At 62.0% G+C, this 19,534-nt stretch carries 23 protein-coding genes; 17 read left to right on the forward strand and 6 right to left on the reverse strand.

Features of this window, described 5'->3' with window-relative positions:
* Positions 1-20: 20 nt before the first annotated feature.
* The 8 genes from QM659_RS11925 to trmD all read left to right on the forward strand — a co-directional run bounded on the left by QM659_RS11925 (position 21) and on the right by trmD (position 7,076).
* On the forward strand, positions 21-1,373 hold the full coding sequence (locus QM659_RS11925; protein WP_415188578.1) for an EipA family protein: 1,353 nt from the start codon (positions 21-23) through the stop codon (positions 1,371-1,373).
* A 130-nt stretch (positions 1,374-1,503) separates the two neighbouring features.
* Positions 1,504-2,775: a multidrug effflux MFS transporter gene (locus QM659_RS11930; RefSeq protein WP_415188579.1), complete on the forward strand. Its 1,272-nt coding sequence runs from the start codon at positions 1,504-1,506 to the stop codon at positions 2,773-2,775.
* Positions 2,776-3,049: 274 nt separating this feature from the next.
* Entirely contained in the window at positions 3,050-4,567 is a 1,518-nt protein-coding gene (ffh, locus tag QM659_RS11935; RefSeq protein ID WP_127077900.1) for a signal recognition particle protein, read from the forward strand.
* A 92-nt stretch (positions 4,568-4,659) separates the two neighbouring features.
* A complete protein-coding gene (gene rpsP, locus QM659_RS11940; protein ID WP_127077898.1) occupies positions 4,660-5,016 on the forward strand; it encodes a 30S ribosomal protein S16 in 357 nt (118 codons plus the stop codon).
* 96 nt (positions 5,017-5,112) lie between these two features.
* Positions 5,113-5,346 carry a hypothetical protein gene (locus QM659_RS11945; protein ID WP_415188580.1) on the forward strand — a complete coding sequence of 78 codons (234 nt, stop codon included), beginning with the start codon at positions 5,113-5,115 and terminating at the stop codon, positions 5,344-5,346.
* A complete protein-coding gene (gene rimM / locus QM659_RS11950) occupies positions 5,343-5,915 on the forward strand; it encodes a ribosome maturation factor RimM (protein ID WP_415188581.1) in 573 nt (190 codons plus the stop codon). Before QM659_RS11945 ends, rimM begins: the two co-directional genes overlap by 4 nt.
* Positions 5,915-6,376: a metallophosphoesterase family protein gene (locus QM659_RS11955; protein WP_415188582.1), complete on the forward strand. Its 462-nt coding sequence runs from the start codon at positions 5,915-5,917 to the stop codon at positions 6,374-6,376. Before rimM ends, QM659_RS11955 begins: the two co-directional genes overlap by 1 nt.
* A gap of 1 nt (position 6,377) precedes the next feature.
* Positions 6,378-7,076: a tRNA (guanosine(37)-N1)-methyltransferase TrmD gene (trmD, locus tag QM659_RS11960; protein ID WP_415188583.1), complete on the forward strand. Its 699-nt coding sequence runs from the start codon at positions 6,378-6,380 to the stop codon at positions 7,074-7,076.
* Positions 7,077-7,105: 29 nt separating this feature from the next.
* Here the strand turns inward: trmD and QM659_RS11965 are convergent, their stop codons facing one another.
* From QM659_RS11965 to sauS, 3 genes are all read right to left on the reverse strand, one after another.
* Complete coding sequence (locus QM659_RS11965) at positions 7,106-7,645, reverse strand: hypothetical protein (protein WP_415188584.1); 540 nt, start codon at positions 7,643-7,645, stop codon at positions 7,106-7,108.
* Between the two features lie 179 nt (positions 7,646-7,824).
* The gene (locus QM659_RS11970; protein ID WP_415188585.1) at positions 7,825-8,220 is read right to left on the reverse strand and encodes a hypothetical protein; all 396 of its coding nucleotides are present in this window, start codon (positions 8,218-8,220) and stop codon (positions 7,825-7,827) included.
* A gap of 57 nt (positions 8,221-8,277) precedes the next feature.
* Positions 8,278-9,702 carry an acylating sulfoacetaldehyde dehydrogenase gene (sauS, locus tag QM659_RS11975; RefSeq protein ID WP_415188586.1) on the reverse strand — a complete coding sequence of 475 codons (1,425 nt, stop codon included), beginning with the start codon at positions 9,700-9,702 and terminating at the stop codon, positions 8,278-8,280.
* Positions 9,703-10,043: 341 nt separating this feature from the next.
* Here sauS and QM659_RS11980 point away from each other — a divergent pair, with 341 nt between their 5' ends.
* A complete protein-coding gene (locus QM659_RS11980) occupies positions 10,044-11,243 on the forward strand; it encodes an acetate/propionate family kinase (RefSeq protein ID WP_415188587.1) in 1,200 nt (399 codons plus the stop codon).
* 224 nt (positions 11,244-11,467) lie between these two features.
* Here the strand turns inward: QM659_RS11980 and QM659_RS11985 are convergent, their stop codons facing one another.
* Both QM659_RS11985 and QM659_RS11990 read right to left on the reverse strand, forming a co-directional pair.
* Complete coding sequence (locus QM659_RS11985; RefSeq protein WP_127077882.1) at positions 11,468-12,142, reverse strand: response regulator transcription factor; 675 nt, start codon at positions 12,140-12,142, stop codon at positions 11,468-11,470.
* Positions 12,143-12,555: 413 nt separating this feature from the next.
* Positions 12,556-13,047 carry a hypothetical protein gene (locus QM659_RS11990; protein ID WP_127077880.1) on the reverse strand — a complete coding sequence of 164 codons (492 nt, stop codon included), beginning with the start codon at positions 13,045-13,047 and terminating at the stop codon, positions 12,556-12,558.
* Positions 13,048-13,254: 207 nt separating this feature from the next.
* Here QM659_RS11990 and QM659_RS11995 point away from each other — a divergent pair, with 207 nt between their 5' ends.
* The 4 genes from QM659_RS11995 to QM659_RS12010 all read left to right on the forward strand — a co-directional run bounded on the left by QM659_RS11995 (position 13,255) and on the right by QM659_RS12010 (position 17,026).
* Complete coding sequence (locus tag QM659_RS11995) at positions 13,255-14,412, forward strand: MlaE family ABC transporter permease (protein WP_415188588.1); 1,158 nt, start codon at positions 13,255-13,257, stop codon at positions 14,410-14,412.
* A 2-nt stretch (positions 14,413-14,414) separates the two neighbouring features.
* Positions 14,415-15,209 carry an ABC transporter ATP-binding protein gene (locus QM659_RS12000; RefSeq protein ID WP_415188589.1) on the forward strand — a complete coding sequence of 265 codons (795 nt, stop codon included), beginning with the start codon at positions 14,415-14,417 and terminating at the stop codon, positions 15,207-15,209.
* 1 nt (position 15,210) lies between these two features.
* A complete protein-coding gene (locus QM659_RS12005) occupies positions 15,211-16,146 on the forward strand; it encodes an MlaD family protein (protein ID WP_415188590.1) in 936 nt (311 codons plus the stop codon).
* 283 nt (positions 16,147-16,429) lie between these two features.
* Positions 16,430-17,026, forward strand: coding sequence for an ABC-type transport auxiliary lipoprotein family protein (locus QM659_RS12010; protein ID WP_127077872.1), 597 nt, complete (start codon positions 16,430-16,432; stop codon positions 17,024-17,026).
* Between the two features lie 169 nt (positions 17,027-17,195).
* Here the strand turns inward: QM659_RS12010 and QM659_RS12015 are convergent, their stop codons facing one another.
* Positions 17,196-17,816 (reverse strand): glutathione S-transferase family protein, encoded by a 621-nt coding sequence (locus QM659_RS12015; protein ID WP_303484650.1) that lies wholly within the window; start codon positions 17,814-17,816, stop codon positions 17,196-17,198.
* Positions 17,817-18,114: 298 nt separating this feature from the next.
* Here QM659_RS12015 and pufB (QM659_RS12020) point away from each other — a divergent pair, with 298 nt between their 5' ends.
* From pufB (QM659_RS12020) to QM659_RS12035, 4 genes are all read left to right on the forward strand, one after another.
* Positions 18,115-18,267: a light-harvesting antenna LH1, beta subunit gene (pufB, locus tag QM659_RS12020; protein WP_127077868.1), complete on the forward strand. Its 153-nt coding sequence runs from the start codon at positions 18,115-18,117 to the stop codon at positions 18,265-18,267.
* 28 nt (positions 18,268-18,295) lie between these two features.
* Positions 18,296-18,493, forward strand: coding sequence for a light-harvesting protein (locus QM659_RS12025; protein ID WP_127077866.1), 198 nt, complete (start codon positions 18,296-18,298; stop codon positions 18,491-18,493).
* A 648-nt stretch (positions 18,494-19,141) separates the two neighbouring features.
* Positions 19,142-19,297, forward strand: coding sequence for a light-harvesting antenna LH1, beta subunit (gene pufB, locus QM659_RS12030; protein WP_127077862.1), 156 nt, complete (start codon positions 19,142-19,144; stop codon positions 19,295-19,297).
* 32 nt (positions 19,298-19,329) lie between these two features.
* Entirely contained in the window at positions 19,330-19,527 is a 198-nt protein-coding gene (locus QM659_RS12035) for a light-harvesting protein (protein WP_127077859.1), read from the forward strand.
* Positions 19,528-19,534 lie beyond the last annotated feature (7 nt).

The raw sequence follows: 19,534 nt of genomic DNA on the forward strand, positions 1-19,534 counted from the left end.
ACCAGAGCGCGAGGGCAGCCATGACTTTCAGATATTATTTTGCAGTCGCCGCATTTGTTGCAATCCTGCCTGCATCGGGCCACGCCGCGCAGAACTGCGACGCAAGGGCCTTCAGTCAACAGATCGATCAGACCGCGCAGGCACTCCGTACGCTTAACCGCGACAGCGAGGTGCGTTTCCAGGATCGCTTGATCGCCATCGCAAAAGCGAAGGGCTGGAGCGAAAGCGAGCGGGCAGATCATGCCGCGGCCGCGATGGACGATACCAAGCTCGAATCCTTCAATTCGGACATCGAGGATCTGGTCGGGCGCCTTGATTCGCTCAACGCCACGCCGAAGAACGAAATCTCCTGCGACCGGCTCAACGAACTCAAATCGATCAACGACAAGCTCATCGGCGTGATGAGGCAGAAGGCCGGCTTCATCCTCGCGCAGCTCGAAGCCGAGGCGGGAAAACCGGCGCCGAACCCCTACAAGATTGCGGGAGCCGGCGGAAAGAGCGATGCTCTGCCGAAGGCAGACGCCTTGCCGCAAACCAATTCAGCGACTCCGATCGCCCCCGACCCTGTGCAAACGGCGGAAGCCGCGCGCGAAAATTCGCCGGTGGCGCCCGATACGTCTCCCACGGATGTGCCGTGGTCGGCTAACGTTTCGCAGGCGTTGCGCAATCCGCAGCCTTTACCGCAGACACGTCCTGCCGCCGCGAATGCGACGACCGTCGCGCCGCATCCAAATGCGCCGCTGTCGCTGAAGCCAACGCCAAAGCAGGAGGAGAAGGTCGCGGCGCTGACGCCGCCTCGCGATACGCTTCCACCCGTGACGGTCACGTCCCCGCCGCCGTCATACGCGCCTCCTGCATATTCGCCGCCCCCGTCCGTTCCCGTTTACTCGGTGCAGGAAATTCGCGATGCGGGACGGGGCGTGTTCGGCTCGGTCACCGCCGAGCTTGCCGCGGTCATGAACTACGCGTTCCAGAAGTTCGGCCAGCCGAACGCCTATATCGTGGGAGATGAGGGCGGCGGCGCTTTCCTCGCGGGGCTGCGCTACGGCGATGGCAAGCTCTATTCGCGGGTGAACGGGGTTGAAAGCGGCCCGACGAAAATCTTCTGGCAGGGCCCGTCGCTCGGCGCCGATATCGGCGCGACGGGATCGCGCGCGCTTTTTCTCGTCTACAATCTGGACAGTGCGCACACTCTCTACAGACGCTTCCCGGGGCTCGACGGTTCGGCGTATGTCGCGGGCGGCGTCGGGCTGACGGTCTACAAGAACGGCGACACGCTCATCGTGCCGATCCGCACCGGGCTTGGCCTTCGGATCGGCGCCAGCGTCGCCTATCTCAAGTTCACGGAGCGTGCGAGCCTGAACCCGTTCTGACATCGCGGCGAACGCGCGATACAATCAGAGATAAGTTCCGCATTTACGATCGAGCACAGCGCCGGTTATCCAGATCGGCGCTGTTTGTTTTTTGTACCGAACCAATCCAGGTCCGCCGAGTTCACACCAGATGCTTGTAAAGTCCGACGACGCCTCCCAGCCCCACCAGGCGGCCCGATTTCCCTTGTCGACCCCGGAATTTGTCACCCTCATCGCGCTGCTGACCGCGCTGACGGCGCTTTCCATCGACATCATGTTGCCTGCGCTCCCGAAGATCGCCAGCGCGCTGGGCGCGACGACGGAGAACGAGCGCCAGCTCGTGCTGAGCGTCTATTTCGCGGGCTTCGCAGCCGGACAATTCCTTTTCGGGCCGCTCTCGGATTCCTACGGGCGGCGCAATCCGCTGTTGTTCGGCCTCGCGCTCTACACAATCGGAACGGTGCTCGCAATCACGGCTACGTCCTTTGCGATGCTGCTTTTCGCGCGTGCCTTTCAGGGGTTCGGCGCGGCTGCTCCGCGTATCGTGGCCATCGCCGTGGTGCGCGACCGCTTCGCCGGGCGCGAGATGGCGCGCATCATGTCATTCGTGACAATGGTGTTCGTGATCGTTCCGATCCTCGCGCCCACGCTTGGCGAAGCCATCGTCCGGTTTTCGGATTGGCACATCATATTCTGGGTTCTGCTGGCGATGGGGCTTGTCGCGACGCTCTGGTCCGGTTTCCGGCTGCCGGAGACGTTCCATCAGAACGACCGTCTGCCCTTCAACGCCCGCACCATCTGGAGGGCGTGCACGGCGGTTGCGACCACGAGACAGACCGCCGGTTACTCGGTTGCGCTCGGTTTTTCGTTCGGCCTGCTGTTCTCCTACATCATCACGTCGCAGCAGATCTTCGTCGACGTTTACGGGCTGGGCGCGGACTTTCCGATCGCCTTCGGCCTCATCGCGGCGTTCCTGGCGGCCGCTTCGATCCTCAATGCGAAACTCGTGCGCCGCGTGGGCATGCGCGGCGTGTCCCACCGCGCGATCATCGGCGGGTTGGCCGTTTGCGGGGTGATGGCGGCCTTCGGCTTTCCCGACAAGCCGCCGCTCTGGGCGTTCGGCATCTTCATGTCGGCGGTATTTCTCTGCTTCGGCCTCATGTCGGCGAATTTCAATTCGCTCGCCATGGAACCGATGGGCCACATCGCGGGCACCGCTTCTTCGCTCATCGGTTTCTACACCACGGTCGCGGCGACGGCGCTCGGCACGATCGTGGGGCATTCCTTCGACGGTTCGGTTCGCCCGCTCTGCATCGGCATCACCCTGCAATTCGCGGCCGTGCTCGTCACCGTGCTGGTTACGGAGCGCGGGCGCCTCATGAAGCATTGCGATGCGCCCGACGTGAAAGTGAAGGCGGCATAAAGGCATCGGCATTTTAGGTGAATGTCACAATGTCGTCATTTCGCCTAAAATCGCATTTGAAAGAGCAATTGTAATCGTCTATACCGAGGCTGCATTACATATCCGTCACCCGCCAGCGAGAGTTCGCCCGCGGGTGCGTTTTGTGTTGGAACATGCCCACAGCGTCGGCATTGAAGGAAACAGGACCGAGACAGTTCGTTTGAGGGCGCGAGCGACGCGCCGATGACAGATAAACCGGACCTCCCCAGAACCGAGCGAAACGCGAAAGCCTCCTATGTTCGAATCCCTATCCGACCGCCTTTCCGGCATCTTCGACAAGCTCACCCGACGCGGCGCGCTGACCGACAGCGATGTTTCGGAAGCGATGCGCGAAGTGCGCCGGGCGCTGATCGAGGCCGACGTGGCGCTGGACGTGGTGAAAAGCTTCACTGACCGCGTCAAGGAAAAGGCCGTCGGTCAGGAAGTCGTCCGCTCGGTGACGCCCGGCCAGATGGTCGTCAAGATCGTCCACGACGAACTCGTGAAGACGCTCGGCGCGGAAGCCGACCCCATCGACCTCCAGTCCGTCCCGCCCGTGCCGATCATGATGGTCGGCCTGCAAGGCTCCGGTAAAACCACCACCACCGCCAAGATTGCGAAGCGCCTCACCGACCGCGACAAGCGCAAGGTTCTGATGGCCTCGCTCGACACCCGCCGCCCCGCCGCGCAAGAGCAGCTCGAAGTCCTTGGCAAGCAGACGGGCGTCGATACGCTCCCCATCATCAAGGGCCAGACGCCGCAGCAGATCGCGACGCGCGCCATGCAGGCGGCGAAGCTCGGCGGCTATGACGTCGTCATTCTCGACACCGCCGGCCGTCTCCATATCGACGACGAGCTGATGCGCGAAACCGAGCAGGTGCGCGACATCGCGCAACCGCACGAAACGCTGCTCGTCGCCGACAGCCTCACCGGTCAGGACGCGGTCAACCTCGCGCGCACCTTCGACCAGCGCATCGGCATCACGGGCATCGTGCTGACCCGCATCGACGGTGACGGACGCGGCGGCGCCGCGCTCTCCATGCGCGCCGTCACCGGCAAGCCGATCAAGCTGCTTGGCACGGGCGAAAAGCTCGACGGCCTCGAAGACTTCCACCCTGAGCGCGTCGCGGGCCGCATCCTCGGCATGGGCGACGTGGTGAGCCTCGTCGAGCGCGCGGCCGAGACCATCGATCAGGAAAAAGCGCAGGCCATGGCGAAGAAGCTCGCCAAGGGCCAGTTCGACCTGCAAGACCTCTCCGACCAGTTCCGCCAGATGCAGAAGATCGGCGGCATGTCGGGCGTGCTTGGCATGCTGCCCGGCATCGGCAAGATGAAAAAGCAGCTCGAAGCCGCCAATCTCGACGAAAAACTGCTCAAAAGGCAGACCGCAATCATCTCCTCCATGACGCCACAGGAGCGCCGCAACCCGAAAATCCTGCAAGCGAGCCGCAAGCGCCGCATCGCAGCCGGGTCCGGCACCACCGTGCAGGAGGTGAACCAGCTTCTCAAGATGCACCGGCAGATGGCCGACATGATGAAGGTCGTCGGCAAGGGCAAGGGCGGACTTGCGAAGCTGTTCGGCATCGGTGGAAAGATGCCGGAACCCACGCCCGAAATGATTGAAGCAGCGAAGGCGGGCAAGATGCAGCTCCCGCCGGGCATGAAGCTGCCGGGAATTCTCGGAGGCGGAGGCGGCGGTTTGCCGGGCCTTCCGGGCATGCCGGGCAGCGGACGCTTCGGCGGCCTTCCCGGCCTGCCAGGGAAAAAGAAATGAGAGCGCTAAGAGTGCTGTCAACCGCGCGGGCGAGGCTCGTGCAGAACAGAATTTTCGCAAGATCAGAGACCGAACAGTTAACGGAGACGAACATGCCCCTGAAGATCAGACTGTCCCGCGGCGGCGCGAAGAAGCGTCCGTACTACCGCATCGTCGTCGCAGAGGCGACCGCCCCGCGCGATGGCCGCTTCATCGAGAAGCTCGGCACCTATAATCCGCTGCTTCCGAAGGACCATAACGACCGCGTGACGCTTGTCGAAGACCGCGTGAAGCATTGGCTCTCGGTCGGTGCGCAGCCGACGGATCGTGTGCTTCGCTTCCTCGACGCGCGCGGCCTCGCGAAGCGCCCGGAGCGCAACAACCCGCAGAAGGGCGAGCCGGGCACCAAGGCCGTCGAGCGTGCCGAAGAGCGTCGCAAAAAGGCCGAAGAGACGAGCGAAGCCGCGTAAGCCGCTCGCTTCTTTACGCCCGCGTCATGCGGGATGTAGACTTATCGGAGCGCCTGCCGCATTCGCGGAGGCGCTCCGCTTGTTATAGGAGCCGCGATGGACGGGCTGACCTTTTTCGGTCTCTTGGCGGTGTCGCTGATGCTGCTCTTCTATGCGCTCGAAGAGAGAAGCCCGTGGTTCATCCTTGCCTTTGCGGGATCGTGCCTCCTCGCCAGCGCTTACGGTTTCCTGCAAGGCGCGTGGCCGTTCGGGCTTGTTGAGGCGATCTGGTCGGTCGTCGCGCTGGCTCGCTTCCGCAGCCGCCTTGGCGTCAAAAGGCAAAGCGCATGACAGATGACAAGGTTCTGCTCGGCCGTATCGGGGGCGCGCATGGCTTGCGCGGCGAGGTAAAAATCGCAACCTTTACCGCCGCGCCGGAAGACATCACGGCCTACGGACCGCTTTCGAGCGCTGACGGCACACGGGTGTTCGTAATCTCCGGCATACGCGCCGTATCGGCGGGTTCCGTGATCGCGCGGCTGAAGGGCGTGGCCGACCGCACGCAGGCCGAGGCGCTCAACGGCATCGAGCTTTACGTCCCCCGCGACGCGCTCCCGCCGCCCGACGACGAGGACGAGTTTTATTATTCGGACCTTATCGGACTTTCCGCCGTTTCGCCGGAAGGCGACGTCGTCGGCAAGGTCGTCGGCGTGCATAATTTCGGCGCGGGCGATCTCATCGAAGTGCGTTTCGACGGCGATCGCCAGCCGGTGCTGATCCCGTTCGACAACGCGCACGTGCCGCGTGTCGATCTCGGCGGTGGGCGCGTGACGGTGGTCCGGCCTTCCTATGAGGGCGGGGAAGAGGACGGGCGCGCTGCGAAGAAAAACAACGCCGACGAAGAGAGCGGAACGGGCTGATGACCGTCCTCGGCCTTATATCCGACACGCACGGCCTGCTTCGCCCCGAAGCTGCGGCGGCGCTGGCGGGCGTGGACGCGATCCTTCACGCGGGCGATGTCGGCGCGCCGGACGTGCTCGCGGCGCTGCGCGGCATCGCGCCGGTGTTCGCGGTCCGCGGCAATGTCGACGGTTGCGAACTGGCATCGCTGCCGCTCGATACGATTGCGAGCCTCGACGGCGTCGATATTTACGTGGTGCACATCTTGCGCGATATCGCGATCGATCCGGCGGCAGCGGGCATGTCGGTGGTGGTCCATGGGCATACGCACAAGCCGCTGATCGAGGAGAAGGAAGGCGTGCTTTATGTGAACCCCGGCAGCGCCGGACCGCGCCGCTTTGCGCTGCCCGTGTCGGTAGGATTTCTGCGGCTGGCGCGCGGGCAAAAACCCGAAGCCCGGCTCAAGATGCTGGATGTTTGAAATGGTGTGGCATGCCAGCGTTCTGACTCTTTTTCCCGAAATGTTTCCCGGTCCGCTCGGTCTGAGCCTGTCCGGGCGCGGTCTTGCAGATGGGCTGTGGAGGCTCTCGACGCGCAACATCCGCGACTTCGCGACCGACAGGCACCGTTCGGTCGATGACACGCCGGCGGGCGGCGGCGCGGGCATGGTGCTTCGCGCGGATGTGGCGGCGGCGGCCATCGACGCGGCCAGCGCCGACGCGCCGGACCTGCCGCGCATCTATCTCTCGCCACGCGGCACACCGCTGACGCAAGCCCGCGCACGCGCTCTTGCCGCGGGACCGGGCGTGCTGTTGTTCTGCGGGCGTTTCGAGGGGCTGGACCAGCGCGCCATCGAGGCGCGCCAGCTCGAAGAAATCTCCATCGGCGACTACGTCCTGTCGGGCGGGGAGCTTGCGGCGATGGTGCTTCTCGATGCGTGCGTGCGACTGCTGCCGGGAGTCATTGGCGCGGAGGCGTCACTCGGGGAGGAAAGCCATGAAAACGGCCTCCTCGAATATCCGCATTACACGCGGCCGCGGACGTTTGAGGGACACGAAATTCCCGAAGTTTTGCTGTCCGGCGATCACGCCCGCATCGCACGCTGGCGCCGCGAGCAGTCGGAAGCCCTGACGCGTGAGCGGCGTCCTGACCTCGCCGCGCGGCTCAAGCGCGATGAATGAGCGGCGGCATCCCGCCACTTCACACCGGATCACTGCACCTGCGCCACGAGCGGGAACCGCGTGGGATGGCCGGATCTCATCATCGATTTCACGCCTGAACGGGGATCGACGAAAACCTGCGTCTGGCCGAGCCGTCCCGCCGCGCCCGGCATGCCGCCGTGGCAGCGCGTGAGCGGCACTCTCACCCGGAATGCCTGAGCCCATATGCGCTGCACCGCGATCTCGCCCGTATCGGTCTTGAGGACGTAGGTTTCGGGCTTGCGCAGATAGCACCAGCCCGCGAAAGCATTTCCGAGCGGAGCCGTGATGTCGAAATAATCGGCGATATTGGCTTCGAAGGATTCAGGCGTGGGAGCGTGCGTCCTCGGCAGCCAGACATAAAGGAATATAAGCGATCCGTCGGCCTGCGCCTGCGGAAGTTGAATTTTCTCAAGATCTGGTATATTCAGAGACGAAAATCGCAATGCGACCGCATCGAGCTTGTCATGGAAAAAATCGTCCGCTTCAGCCGAGTACGATCTTTGAGGCAGTGCAATTAAAAATGCGACGATAACAATAACAAGCCTCATAATCTCCCCTTCCGTATCGAAGCCGGCGAGATTGAATTGCCCCTACTCTTGATTGTAGCTAATTTCTGCGCGGCAGCCAATCGAAATGGAACCCCGCGCCACGATTTCGCCACGCGGGCGACAGGGCCCGCGCTCCAAGGTGCGAACCGCCGGGCAGCATGCGGAAACGTCTGGGCGAGCTATCCACGCGGCGATCCCGCCAGCAACGCAAGCAAAAGCCCCCTCTCCCGCGCGCCGATGTCCTGAAGTTTCGAGCGCAAGGTGGCGCAGAGCGGATCAAGATGGTTTGCGCCTTCCCCGTATTCTTCCGGCTCACCGGAATGCCTTGCACGCCGATGCTCGTAAAACAGACAAAGCCAAAGCTCTGTCGCTGTCCCGTCCCACGAGCCGGTCGCTCGCGCCGCGCTCGCTTTCATGTTCGCAAAATCGGGCAGGTCGATACCGATCTCTGAAGCGGCCGCGTAGCCGTTAATCAGGTGCGCGAACTCGATGGAATCGTTCCAGACAAACGGCTTCGGTATCGCGGTAAAATCGCCCTTTTGTACCAGCCGAATCCATTCGGAAGTAAGAAGCATGACGTCCTCTGAAAATGACGAGTTTAGCCGAAAAACGTTGCTGGACGCACAGACTCGCTAGCGCCCGTACTTCTCCCAATGCGGGCCGAACAACTCCGCCTCGGTTGGGCGCCTTTCAGGGATCGGCGTCACGAGATGCGTGATGTTCAGGAAGTGCTTGTAATTGAGATTTTCGGAGATCGAATTCTTCTGCCAGCTCCCGCAGCCCATGCTGAGCGTGAACGGCAGCCCGGAATCGAACGAGCCCCCATGCGCGAAGGTGTGCGCGAAGTTCACGAGCACGCGCACCACGTCGAGGTCGGCGGCGAGTTCGCGCGCGCGGTCCATGTTCGCGGTGTGGATGCCGAGCGAGTGGCCGCGTCCCTGATGATCGAGAATGCGACGCACGATATCCTTCGCGTCCGCGAAATCGCGCGCGCGATAGACCGTCAGCACCAGCGAGAGCTTCTCGCTCGACAACGGAAAATCGGGACCGATGCTGGTTTCCTCAACGAGAAAAAACCGCGCGGCGTCCGCATCGCGAGGCAGGCCGAACGCCCGCGCCAGCACGCCTGCATCCTTCGCGATGAGATGGCGGTTGAGCTTGTCGCCCTGCCATAGCGCGGTTTCGATATCGGCTTTTTTCTCCGGCGCGCAGAGATACGCTCCCGCCCGCTCCAGCGCCGCGATCGCGCGCTCGTAGACCGCATCGACGATCACAACCGCGTTTTCCGACGAGCAGGACGTGGAATTGTCGAAGATTTTCGATTGCGCGATCTTCGCCGCCGCCGCGTCGAGATCGGCCGTCTCGTCCACGATCACCGGCACGTTGCCGGTGCCGACGCCGATGGCGGGCGTCCCGCTCATGTAGCCGCGCCGCACATTGTCCTGCGAGCCGGTGATGACGACGAGGTCGACCGCCTCCATCATCGCTTGCGTGAGATGCTTGGTGACGGGCTGCGGCAAGACCTGAAGCAGATCTTCCGGCAGGCCGATGCGCGCGAGCCCCTCTCGCATGAGAGCCACGGCGCGCGCGGTCGTGGTGTAGCCGAGCGGCGACGGCGCAACGATCATGGCATTGCGGCCCTTGATCGCCATCATTCCCTTGTTGGCCGCCGTCGCGCCCGGATTGGTGGAGGGGGTCACGGCGCCGACGATGCCAACCGGCTTCGCATATTTGACGATGCCCAGCGCCGGGTCTTCTTCGATCACGCCGACCGACTTCACGCGCAGGAGATCGCGCAATGTGCCAAAGGTCTTGCGCTGCTTCTTGTCGATCTTGTCGGGCACGTTGCCAAGGCCCGTGTCGGCGACGGCGATGCGGGCGAGTTCTTCCGCGTGCTCGGGCTTGTAGATCGCCCAGGCCATGGCGCGGACGGCTTCGTCGACGCGCGTCTGATCGCTCCCCGCGAACGCGGCCTGCGCGATACGGGCGCGCTCCATCAGCACCGCGACAACCTTCCGGCTTTCCGTATTCGTTGCCTCGGCATCGCCCGCTGACATTCCATCCTCCGATTGCCGCTGTTTCCGCCTGGAGTTGTACAGGGGCGCGGGCCATTTGAGGAAGGTGTTTTCGCGGGGCGGGTCTTGTCCGAAAGGCGGACATTGCGCGGTGCGAACGCGGTCGACGGCATGGCGCGGTCCGGCGATCCGGATTTGCCTGCAAGACCAGCGCAGAATCCGGTTTCGAGGTTGCCGATGTATCCGGTTTGGCAGACACTGCGCCGCGTCCGGGAATCCGAAAGGCAAACCGGAGAAGACGAGCGGCTGACTTCACACATCACACACGCGCCCGTTGCGTTTGCATGCGCGCGACTTGCGGAACCCGACAGATGAAGAATGCCATGATCACCCTCAATGCGGGGTCTTCGTCGCTGAAATTCGCGCTTTTCGATATTCAAGACGATGGCATCGCGGAGACGTTCCGCGGGCAGGTCGAGGGCCTGCACACCGACGCGGCGGAGTTTTCCGTCAAGGCCGCGCCGGGTTCGGACATGCCATCCTTCGCGCCAAGGCCGACGGTTTCCGCGTCACATGTGGCAGCGCTCCACGAAGTGCTCGATTTCGTTCACCACCACGGCGGCGAGCGGAAGATCGTCGGCGTCGGCCACCGCATCGTGCATGGCGGCACAAAGTTCACGAAGCCCCTGCGCGTGGACGAAGACGCTCTGCTGGAGCTTCGCACACTCATTCCGCTGGCTCCGCTGCATCAGACGCACAACATCCGCTGCATCCTCGCCGCGCGAAAGGTGTTCCCCGCAGCCGTTCAGGTCGCCTGTTTCGATACCGCCTTTCACCGCTCGCACACTTGGGAAAACGACACCTTCGGCTTGCCGCCCGAATATTACGACGCGGGCGTGCGCCGCTACGGCTTTCACGGTCTTTCCTACGAGCACCTCGTGGACGAGCTTCGCGGCTTCGCGTCCGAAATCGCCGAGGGGCGCGTGATCATGGCCCATCTCGGCAACGGCGCCTCCATGTGCGCGATGAAGGAAGGGCGCAGCGTCAGTTCGACCATGAGCTTCACGCCGCTGGACGGCCTTGCCATGGGAACGCGCTGCGGGCAGATCGACGCCGGTGTCGTCCTGCATCTTCTGACCGAGCGCCGCATGAGCGTCGACGCCGTGACGCAGCTTCTTCATCGCGGCTCGGGCCTGAAGGGCATGTCGGGCTTCTCGCATGACGTGCGCGATCTTGAAAAGGCGGACACGCCCGGCTCGCGCGCGGCGCTGACCTATTTCGTCCATCGCGCCCGCTACGAAATAGGCGCGCTCACCGCCCTCCTCGGGGGACTGGACGTGCTCGTTTTCTCAGGCGGCATCGGCGAGCATGCCGCCGACCTTCGCGCGCGGATCTGCGCCGATTTCGACTGGCTCGGCCTTTCCCTCGACGCGCAGCGCAACGCGCGACACGAACGGCTCCTCAGTGCGGATACGTCGCGCGTGAAGATCTTCGTCGTGGCGGCGAATGAGGAAAAAACCATTGCCCAACATACGCTTTCGTTTCTCCCGCCCCGGCAGGAAAGCCGTTATTCCGCACCATGAGCAATCGATATCGGCGAAAGATGCTGACGCCATCACCGAATTACCGATCTCCGGCGAGCCGGAACGATCGAAATCCGTTCACACGTTGCAAACGATGCGCGATCAGAGGCCAGGCACTTCCGGCATGATCGTCACGCGCGCCCCGCGATCACCGCATCGTGCCGCAAACCGGACGCATCGATCCGCTTCCGCGTCACATCAGGCTCCTATTCACGCAGGCTGATCTAGTCCTGCGTGAGACGGTAGCCAAGGAAGCGTTGCGAGTCGATCGGGTCTGAGCCCAACCGCTGACGCAACCGCTTGCGCAACTTGCTGATGTGACTCTCGATGACGTTCTCGTCGATACCATCATCGAACAATCCATAGACGAAATTGAAGATTTGCGACTTCGTCACGCGGCGTCCCTTGTTCGCCATGAGATATTCGAGGATGCGGCGTTCGCGGCGCGGAAGCGGAAGCGGCTCGCCATCGATCTCAGGATCGCGGCCATCCGAGAAGACGCGGATACGGCCGGAAAGCGGCTGGTTCTGCGCCTCCTGCTGCGAGCGGCGGCTGATGGCGCGGATGCGGGCAAGTATTTCGCGAACATGCACGGGCTTGCGCACAACGTCGTCCACACCGGCGGCGAACAGGTCGAGCGTGTCGTTCAGGGATTTCGTTTCATTCATGGCGATTACCGCCGCCCCGGACCGCGACTTGATCTTGATCGGCACTTCCTCGCGATTTTGAAAGTCACCGAGCAGAAAGGCTTCGACCGCGTCGATATCCGGCTCCGGAGCGGTATTCACCCACTGCCGGAAATCATGCGGTGCAAGCCCCGTTGCGGAAACCCCCTCCCGGCAGAACCAGGCGGCATATCCATTCAACACCGTTTCGCGTTCGTCGACGATGACAATCATGGCTTTTCCGTTTCAAAACAACTAAGTTTCGATTAACCACTTAAACGCAACCTGTGGCTGTATCAATCTCTGATTGTCGTGCTGGGATACGCGCAACCCGTTAAATCGCAGAGCGTTGCAAGAATGCCTCGCTTCAACCTGGAGTAGGTTTAGCGTAATCTTCGGGCCAAGCTCAAACGGGGGCTATTGGCGCGCCGCAGCCATTAAGACGTAAGCCGTTCAAATGACGGGAGATCCGGCTCAGAGGGCAGGCGAGCTGCGGGAGCGCGCTGGCACGGAATGCCTCGCGCATGCTCAGTAGGAGATACTTGGGAAGTGTCTGGGTTGAATGCGCCGGCAGTCTGGGCGGCGCGGGAGGAATCCGCGGCATCCTCGCCCGAAGCGGGTTGCGGCGGTATTCCTGTATGGAAGCTTCAGCGCGACTCGGTCGTGAAATAGGAGGAAAGCTCACCGAACAGTTTGGCGGTGCGATCCGAAGCATAGGGAGCGGCAGGCGAATCGGAGCGCTGCGCCTGAGATTCGAGTTCCTCGTTCAGGGCGTCGGCCATGCGATCCTCGATCGATTCGATGAGCGCGATCACCGCAGCCTCGATTTCCTCGAGACCGTTCGACAGGAGTTCCGCCTTGTCGCCATCGTCGAAGCAGTCGAACGCCTTGTGCCGATGTCTGGAGACGGTGCTGAGAATGCCGGAGAGATCCCGGCAAACCTCGGCGTTGAGGCCGGGCACTCCGAGCGCCGCGCGGTGCAGCCGCGAAATCGAGCGGAGCAGGCGGAGCGTCTCAAGCCCGCGGTTGCGGTCGACATAGGCGCGCAGGAAGCGTCGACCCTTTTCGGTCGCAAGAAGGGCGCTTTCAATCGCGCAGTAGTCGGCCTCTGACAGGGGAGCCATGGGAAGGATTGTCATACTCGCCGCCGGGTGTTCGAAAATCGGTTGTAGAAACACTACTGAGTAAACCTTTCCAAACGCTTGACAAAATAGCCCCGTCTTTTGGCGTCTCGTTCTTGTCATGGTTGGCTGGCAGGAACACCCCACGAAGATTTGCGACAGTTTTTCACAGACTCGAGACCTGATCCTCGCTATGGCTTAACAGTTCTTTCATGAAGTAGACGGATGCACGATTACGACGAAGTTCTGGACCGGATTGCGAAGCCGGCCCTCCGCTCCGCCGAGGAGCGCGGGACGCGTCGTATCCTTGTGTCCGGCGACTGGACACTCGCGGCTCTGCGCGAGGCGCAGGCAGCCGTCGAAGCCGTCGAAGCGTCGAGCGGCCCCGCTCACGAGATCGACATCGGCGATATGCGGCGGCTCGATACGGCGGGCGCGCTGACCCTCATAGGTCTCAGGGACGGCAAGCTCGCCGCCACAACCGCCGATTTCGCGCGCGCGCGTCCCGAACACCGCATCCTGCTCGATGAAATTGCGCGCGCAGCCCCGGCCTCGTTCGAGGAAGCGCCACCGCGCGATGGCGCCGCGATAGAATCTCTCCGCCGTTTCCTTTCCGCCGCCACGGCCATCGCACGGGACGCTATCCGCCTCACCACCTTCCTCGGCGAAACGACCGCGGCGTTCGCCCGCGTTGTGGTGCGTCCGGGGCGTTTCCGGATAAAGGCCTTCATCCACCAGCTTCAGCAGACCGGCCTTTCCGCCGTGCCGATCATCGCGCTGGTGAGCTTCCTCATCGGCGGCGTCGTGATGCAGCAGGCCGCATTCCAGCTCCAGAAATTCGGCGCGGAAACGATGTCGATCGACATGCTCGGCATCCTGGCGCTGCGCGAGCTTGGGGTGATCCTCGCCGCCGTCATGGTCGCGGGGCGCTCGGCCTCGGCCTTCACCGCACAGATCGGCACCATGAAGATGCGCGAAGAGATCGACGCCATGCGCACGCTCGGCATCGATCCGATCGAAACGCTGGTGCTGCCGCGCGTGCTCGCGCTGATGATTGCGCTTCCGCTTCTCGTCTTCCTGGCCGACATCATGGCGCTTGCGGGCGGCGCGGTCATGGCGAAGCTTTATCTCTCGCTTGAAACCGACATGTATCTGCAACGGCTCAACAGCGCCGTGCAGACGAAGCATCTTTATGTGGGGCTTATCAAGGCTCCGTTCGCCGCGCTCGTGATCGGGCTCGTCGGCTGTCTCGAAGGCTTGAGCGTTCAGGGCAGCGCGGAGTCGGTCGGCACACAGGTGACGACGGCGGTGGTAAAGGCGATCTTTCTCGTGCTGGTGCTCGACGCGGTCTTCGCCATCTTCCTTTCCGCGGCGGGGTTCTGAACATGACGGCCCCCCACTTGATCGACACCCAGCCGGATTATGCGATCCGCATTCGCGGCCTCACGAAGCATTTCGGCAGCCAGCTCATTTTCGAGAACCTGAACCTCGACGTGCGCGCGGGCGAAATCCTTGCCATCGCGGGCGGGTCGGGCACGGGCAAATCCGTGCTGCTGCGCACGATCCTCGGGCTTCTGCCCTTCGAGGCAGGACGTGTCGAAATCCTCGGCCGTGACTTCGCGTCACTCTCGAAGACCGAACGCGTGAAGGTCGAACGTCAGGTCGGCGTCCTGTTTCAGGACGGCGCACTGTTTTCTTCGCTCACGGTTCTCCAGAACGTGCAGGTGCCGATGCGCGAGCATATGAAGCTGCCGCAGAAGACCATGGACGCGCTGGCCCTCCTCAAGATCGCCATGGTGGGGCTTCCCCCGAACGCGGCATACAAATACCCGTCGGAACTCTCCGGCGGCATGAGGAAGCGCGCGGGGCTGGCGCGGGCGCTGGCGCTCGATCCGCGCATCGTCTTCCTCGACGAGCCGACGTCGGGGCTCGATCCCATCGGCGCGGCGGCGTTCGACCGGCTGATCCAGAGCCTGCAGCGAACGCTCGGGCTCACCGTCTACATGATCACCCACGACCTCGACAGCATCTTCGCCGTGTGCGACCGCGTGGCGGTGCTGGCCGACAAGCATGTCGTGCGCGAAGGCGCGCCGATGGACCTCGTCCGCGATCCCGGCCATCCGTGGGTGCGGGATTATTTCTGCGGCGAGCGCGGACGACAAATCGCAAAGGCATCCTGAGATGGAAACACGGGCCAACTACCTCATCGTCGGCGTCTTCGTCCTCGGGCTGATCGCGGCGCTGCTCGGCTTCATCTACTGGATGAAGCACGATTCCGACGGCGGCGCCGGGAAGGAATATCACGTGATACTCGACGGCTCGGTGCAGGGCATCACCGTTGCCTCACCCGTCATGTTCAACGGCATCCGCTTCGGCGCGGTTCGCCAGATCGAGCTTTTGCCGGAGGATACTCGGAAGGTGCGCATCCTGATTTCGGTCAGGCAGGACACCCCGGTGCGCACCAACAGCCACGCGCGCATTTCGCAGCAGGGGCTCGCCGGATGGGTCGCGATGGAGATCACACCAGGCACGCCGGACATGCCTATGCTTCAGGCGAAACCCGGCGAGCGCATACCCGTGATCCTCGCCGATCCGGGGGCATCGGGATCCCTCTTTGCGGGGGTGTCCGACGCCGCCGGTCAAGCGAGCGCTCTCGCCGTGCGCCTCAACAATCTCATCGCAAACAACGAGGACTCGCTCCGGCGCACCGTCACCAATCTCGAAACGTTCACCGGCATGATGGCCGAGCGGAAAGACGACGTGGCCGCCGTCATCCAGAATGTGCGGCAGCTCTCCGAGAAGCTTGCCGCCGTCAGTGCGAAGATCGACTCCGCGGTCGACAGGCTGGCCGGTGAATCCTCGGACAACCCGAATTCGATCGTGTCGCAAGTGCAACAGGCGGCGATTTCAATCCGGCAGCTTTCCGAGAAGCTCGACAAATCCATCGGAGACAAGTCCGGCGCGCTTACGCAGCAGGCTGATCGCTCGCTTCGGGAATTCGAACTTTTAGCCAAGGATGGCAGGCGCTTGGTCGACAGCCTCGACCGCGTCGTCCAGAAAATCGACCGCAATCCGGCGGGCTTTCTGCTCGGCGGTCAGCAGTCGCCGAAATACTAGAGGCGGATTCGATTGGGTTGTTCCAACCAGATCGGTGAAGCCGCCTCGGAGAGTCAAGATGAGACCGTTCTACCGATCCGATTGCGATTCAGTCAGATCAGAACGGAAAGAGCCTTGTTCTCGTTTCTTTGTAACGCAGGCAAAGCTCTATACACATGATTTGTCGCGTTTTCTTTATGACGCCGGTATCGTTTTCAAACGCTCGGGCGAGGGAAAATGAGCCGTCGAGACGGGAAATATCGCTTATAGTCGCCGTACGAATCGAGAGGGGCTTTGGGGCATCATGCGATTGATGCGTGAGATAGCCGCCATCATGGCGGCGGGGATGCTGGGCGGCTGTGCCGTAAGCGGGCTTGTCGGCGCGTCGGCACCCGCGACATTCGACCTCGAAGCACCGCAGGTTGAGCGGATGCACGCTCGCGGCATCCAAATCACCGTTTATCCTCCGGTGGCCGTCAAGACAATCGACACCGTTGAAATTCTCGTCAAGGGCGGGAATGGCCGTGTCGCCTATTTTTCCGGAGCGGCCTGGGGTGACAGGCTTCCCGCTCTGTTTCAGGCCCGGCTTGTCCAGACGTTGGCCAATTCCGGCGCCTTTCGAGCGGTGCTCACCAATCAGGACCGCGTGACGGGCGACCTGTCGCTGGCGATCGAAATCCGCGATTTTCAGGTGGATGCCACCTCCGGTTCGGCCGAGGCCGTCGTCGACGTTTACGTGAAACTCGTGGACGAGCGAACCTCTTCCGTCGTCACCACGAAGCGCTTTCACGCCAGCGTGGCCGCCGCGTCCCCCGATCCGAACGCAGGCATTCATGCTTTGAATACCGCGTTCCAGCAGGTGGCCGCGGAAATCACGACGTGGGTGGCGCGCCGCGGTTAAATCCGCTCTCGCGCTACGATTGCTCCTTGCGGAAGGGGAATCGATGCCCGCGCGGTCATGCTCCGGCGCGGACCGTAATCGCTTTCCTCCAAATCGCAGGACCGCTCCGGCGCGCTGCGCTGAAGCAATTCCGCACGCAAAGCCGGTTCCCGCTTTTGCTTGAATCGCCCTACGGTATGCCGATGCATACCGTCTTTTCGAATGACGGCAACTTTTGCAGCCTCTCATAATAGCGAATCACGTGCGGAAGGTCGGGGCGACGCAGCGGAAGATTAAGCCAGCGATGGACCGCCATGCCGAGGGCGCTGTCGGCGATCGTGATCTCCGGCCCCGCGACATAGGCGCTCGTTTTTTCGAGACGACCATCGAGGACCGTAAAAAGGCGATTCGCTTCGGCCTCACGATCGGCGGCTTCCCGGTCCGTAAACTCCCCGATCCTGAGAAAATATCTCATGAAGAGCACCCGAAGTGCTGGGGACACGTGGCCGAGCTTCCAATCGAGCCATTGGTCGACGATTGCGCGCCCTTGAAAATCAACGGGGTAATAGCCGGGAGGGCCATATTTCGCGGCCAGATAACGCAGCACCGCATGGCTTTCCCACAGCGTGAACGAACCATCCCTGAGCACGGGCACCAGTCCATTCGGATTGAGATCCAGGAATTCTGGCGTATTCGTCGGCCTGAATTCGCGTCCGTAATCGATACACCGGTAGGGAATGCCCGCATCTTCCGTAAAGAAGAGGACCTTCCTGACATTCCATGCTGTTGGTCGTCCGTAAATCTCGATCACTGCTTGCTCCCGAAGGCCCGGTCCGACTATCAAACTTTTCAGGCTCAGGTCAAACTACGAAACGAAGGGGCGGATTTTCTCTGCATACCGAAACGACGCTATACTTGAAACCCTAGATTAATTCTTTTTTCACAAGCGTTCTCAAGGCTTAAGACCCCTCTGAGCTTGTGGCAGATTGACACAAATCCCCGCTTTTCTGTCAATTGTCATTGACACCAAATGCCTCTGGAATATGGTCAAGCCGTAGAGCCGCACGCGGCCCTCACAGAGAAAAACCAAATCCTTGAAGGAGTTACACATGGCTGACCCAAATAAGGTCTACCCGACGGGTTTGACGCTGGCGGAAGCTGAAGAGCTGCACGGCTACGTGATCAACGGCACGCGCGTGTTCGGCGCCGTTGCGCTCGTCGCGCACTTCCTTGCGTATGCTTTCACGCCTTGGCTTCACTAATTACTCTTAGCAAACTGGAGAGCTGAAAATGGCTGATACTGATGGTCAACACGGCATCTGGCTGGTCGTCCCCCCGAAGGTCGGTCTCCCGCTGCTTCTCGGCACCGTTACGCTGATCGCGATCCTCGTGCACGCCGCTCTGATCGGTCACACGAGCTGGTTCCCGAAGTACTGGAACGGCGCGGCCGCGAAGGTTGCAGCGATCGAAACTTCCATCGTGAAGTAAGTTCGCTAGGTGCCGTCTGGCTGGGCTTCATGCTCGGTCAGGCGGTGCTTTTGCATCCACAGCCTGCGCGCGGCATTCCCTTCTCCCGCACGCAGGCGCCATATCATTCGAAGCCGGGCAAGGCCGTGACAGGCAGCGCGGCATATTTTTTGTTTGGCGCCTCGGGTGTGCGGCGAGCGTGCCGGCACGGTTTTCCAATCGTCCCGCCTTTTCCTCGCGCGCTCCTCAAAAATGCCGTCGTTTGTCCTTATGGCTTGCTCGATCCGTACCGCACACCGGTCACGTTTCCGCCTTAACTATTTTTGACGGTTGCGGCTAATTCACAGTTTTTCACCAAATCTTTTTTGTCGCAACCCAAGAAAAGAGGCGTATTTTTTCTGTCTTTACTTTATTAACTGGACGGAATGTCGCGCATTTCGAGTTTATCCGCGACGTTTTGCACGGGAGCCTCTTGTTTCTTGCTCGGCAACCTTGCGTCATAATGCCCCAAAGCCAGTTTTGCCTGTCAAATCCGGTTGACGCATGCGATTGTCAGCATATGCTTACACCCAAGCTGCCACAAGAAACGTGTCCGCTCGACAGGCAGCTTGAGAGCACCCACGTGCGGGTTCCAGCACGAAAACCAGCAGGTCCTTTTAAGGAGGTACTATCATGGCTGATCCGGTGAAGGTTTATCCGACGGGTCTTACCTTGGCGGAAGCCGAGGAGTTGCACGGCCACGTCATCAACGGCACCCGCGTGTTCGGCGCGATTGCGGTTGTGGCTCACGTCCTGGCCTACATCTACACCCCCTGGCTCCACTAATCTCTCTCATCCACTAATCAGGAGAATTCACTATGGCTGATACTGATGGCCAAGCCGGCATCTGGCTCGTCGTCCCCCCGAAGGTTGGTCTCCCCCTCCTTCTCGGCACCGTCACGCTGATCGCGATCCTCGTGCACGCCGCTCTGGTCGGTCACACGAGCTGGTTCCCGAAGTACTGGAACGGCGCCGCTGCGAAGACCGCTTCGATCGAAACCACGATCGTTCGCTAATTCGCTT

Origin of the sequence: Rhodomicrobium sp., from assembly GCF_047605405.1 — a bacterium.
In the GTDB taxonomy this organism is placed as follows: domain Bacteria; phylum Pseudomonadota; class Alphaproteobacteria; order Rhizobiales; family Rhodomicrobiaceae; genus Rhodomicrobium; species Rhodomicrobium lacus.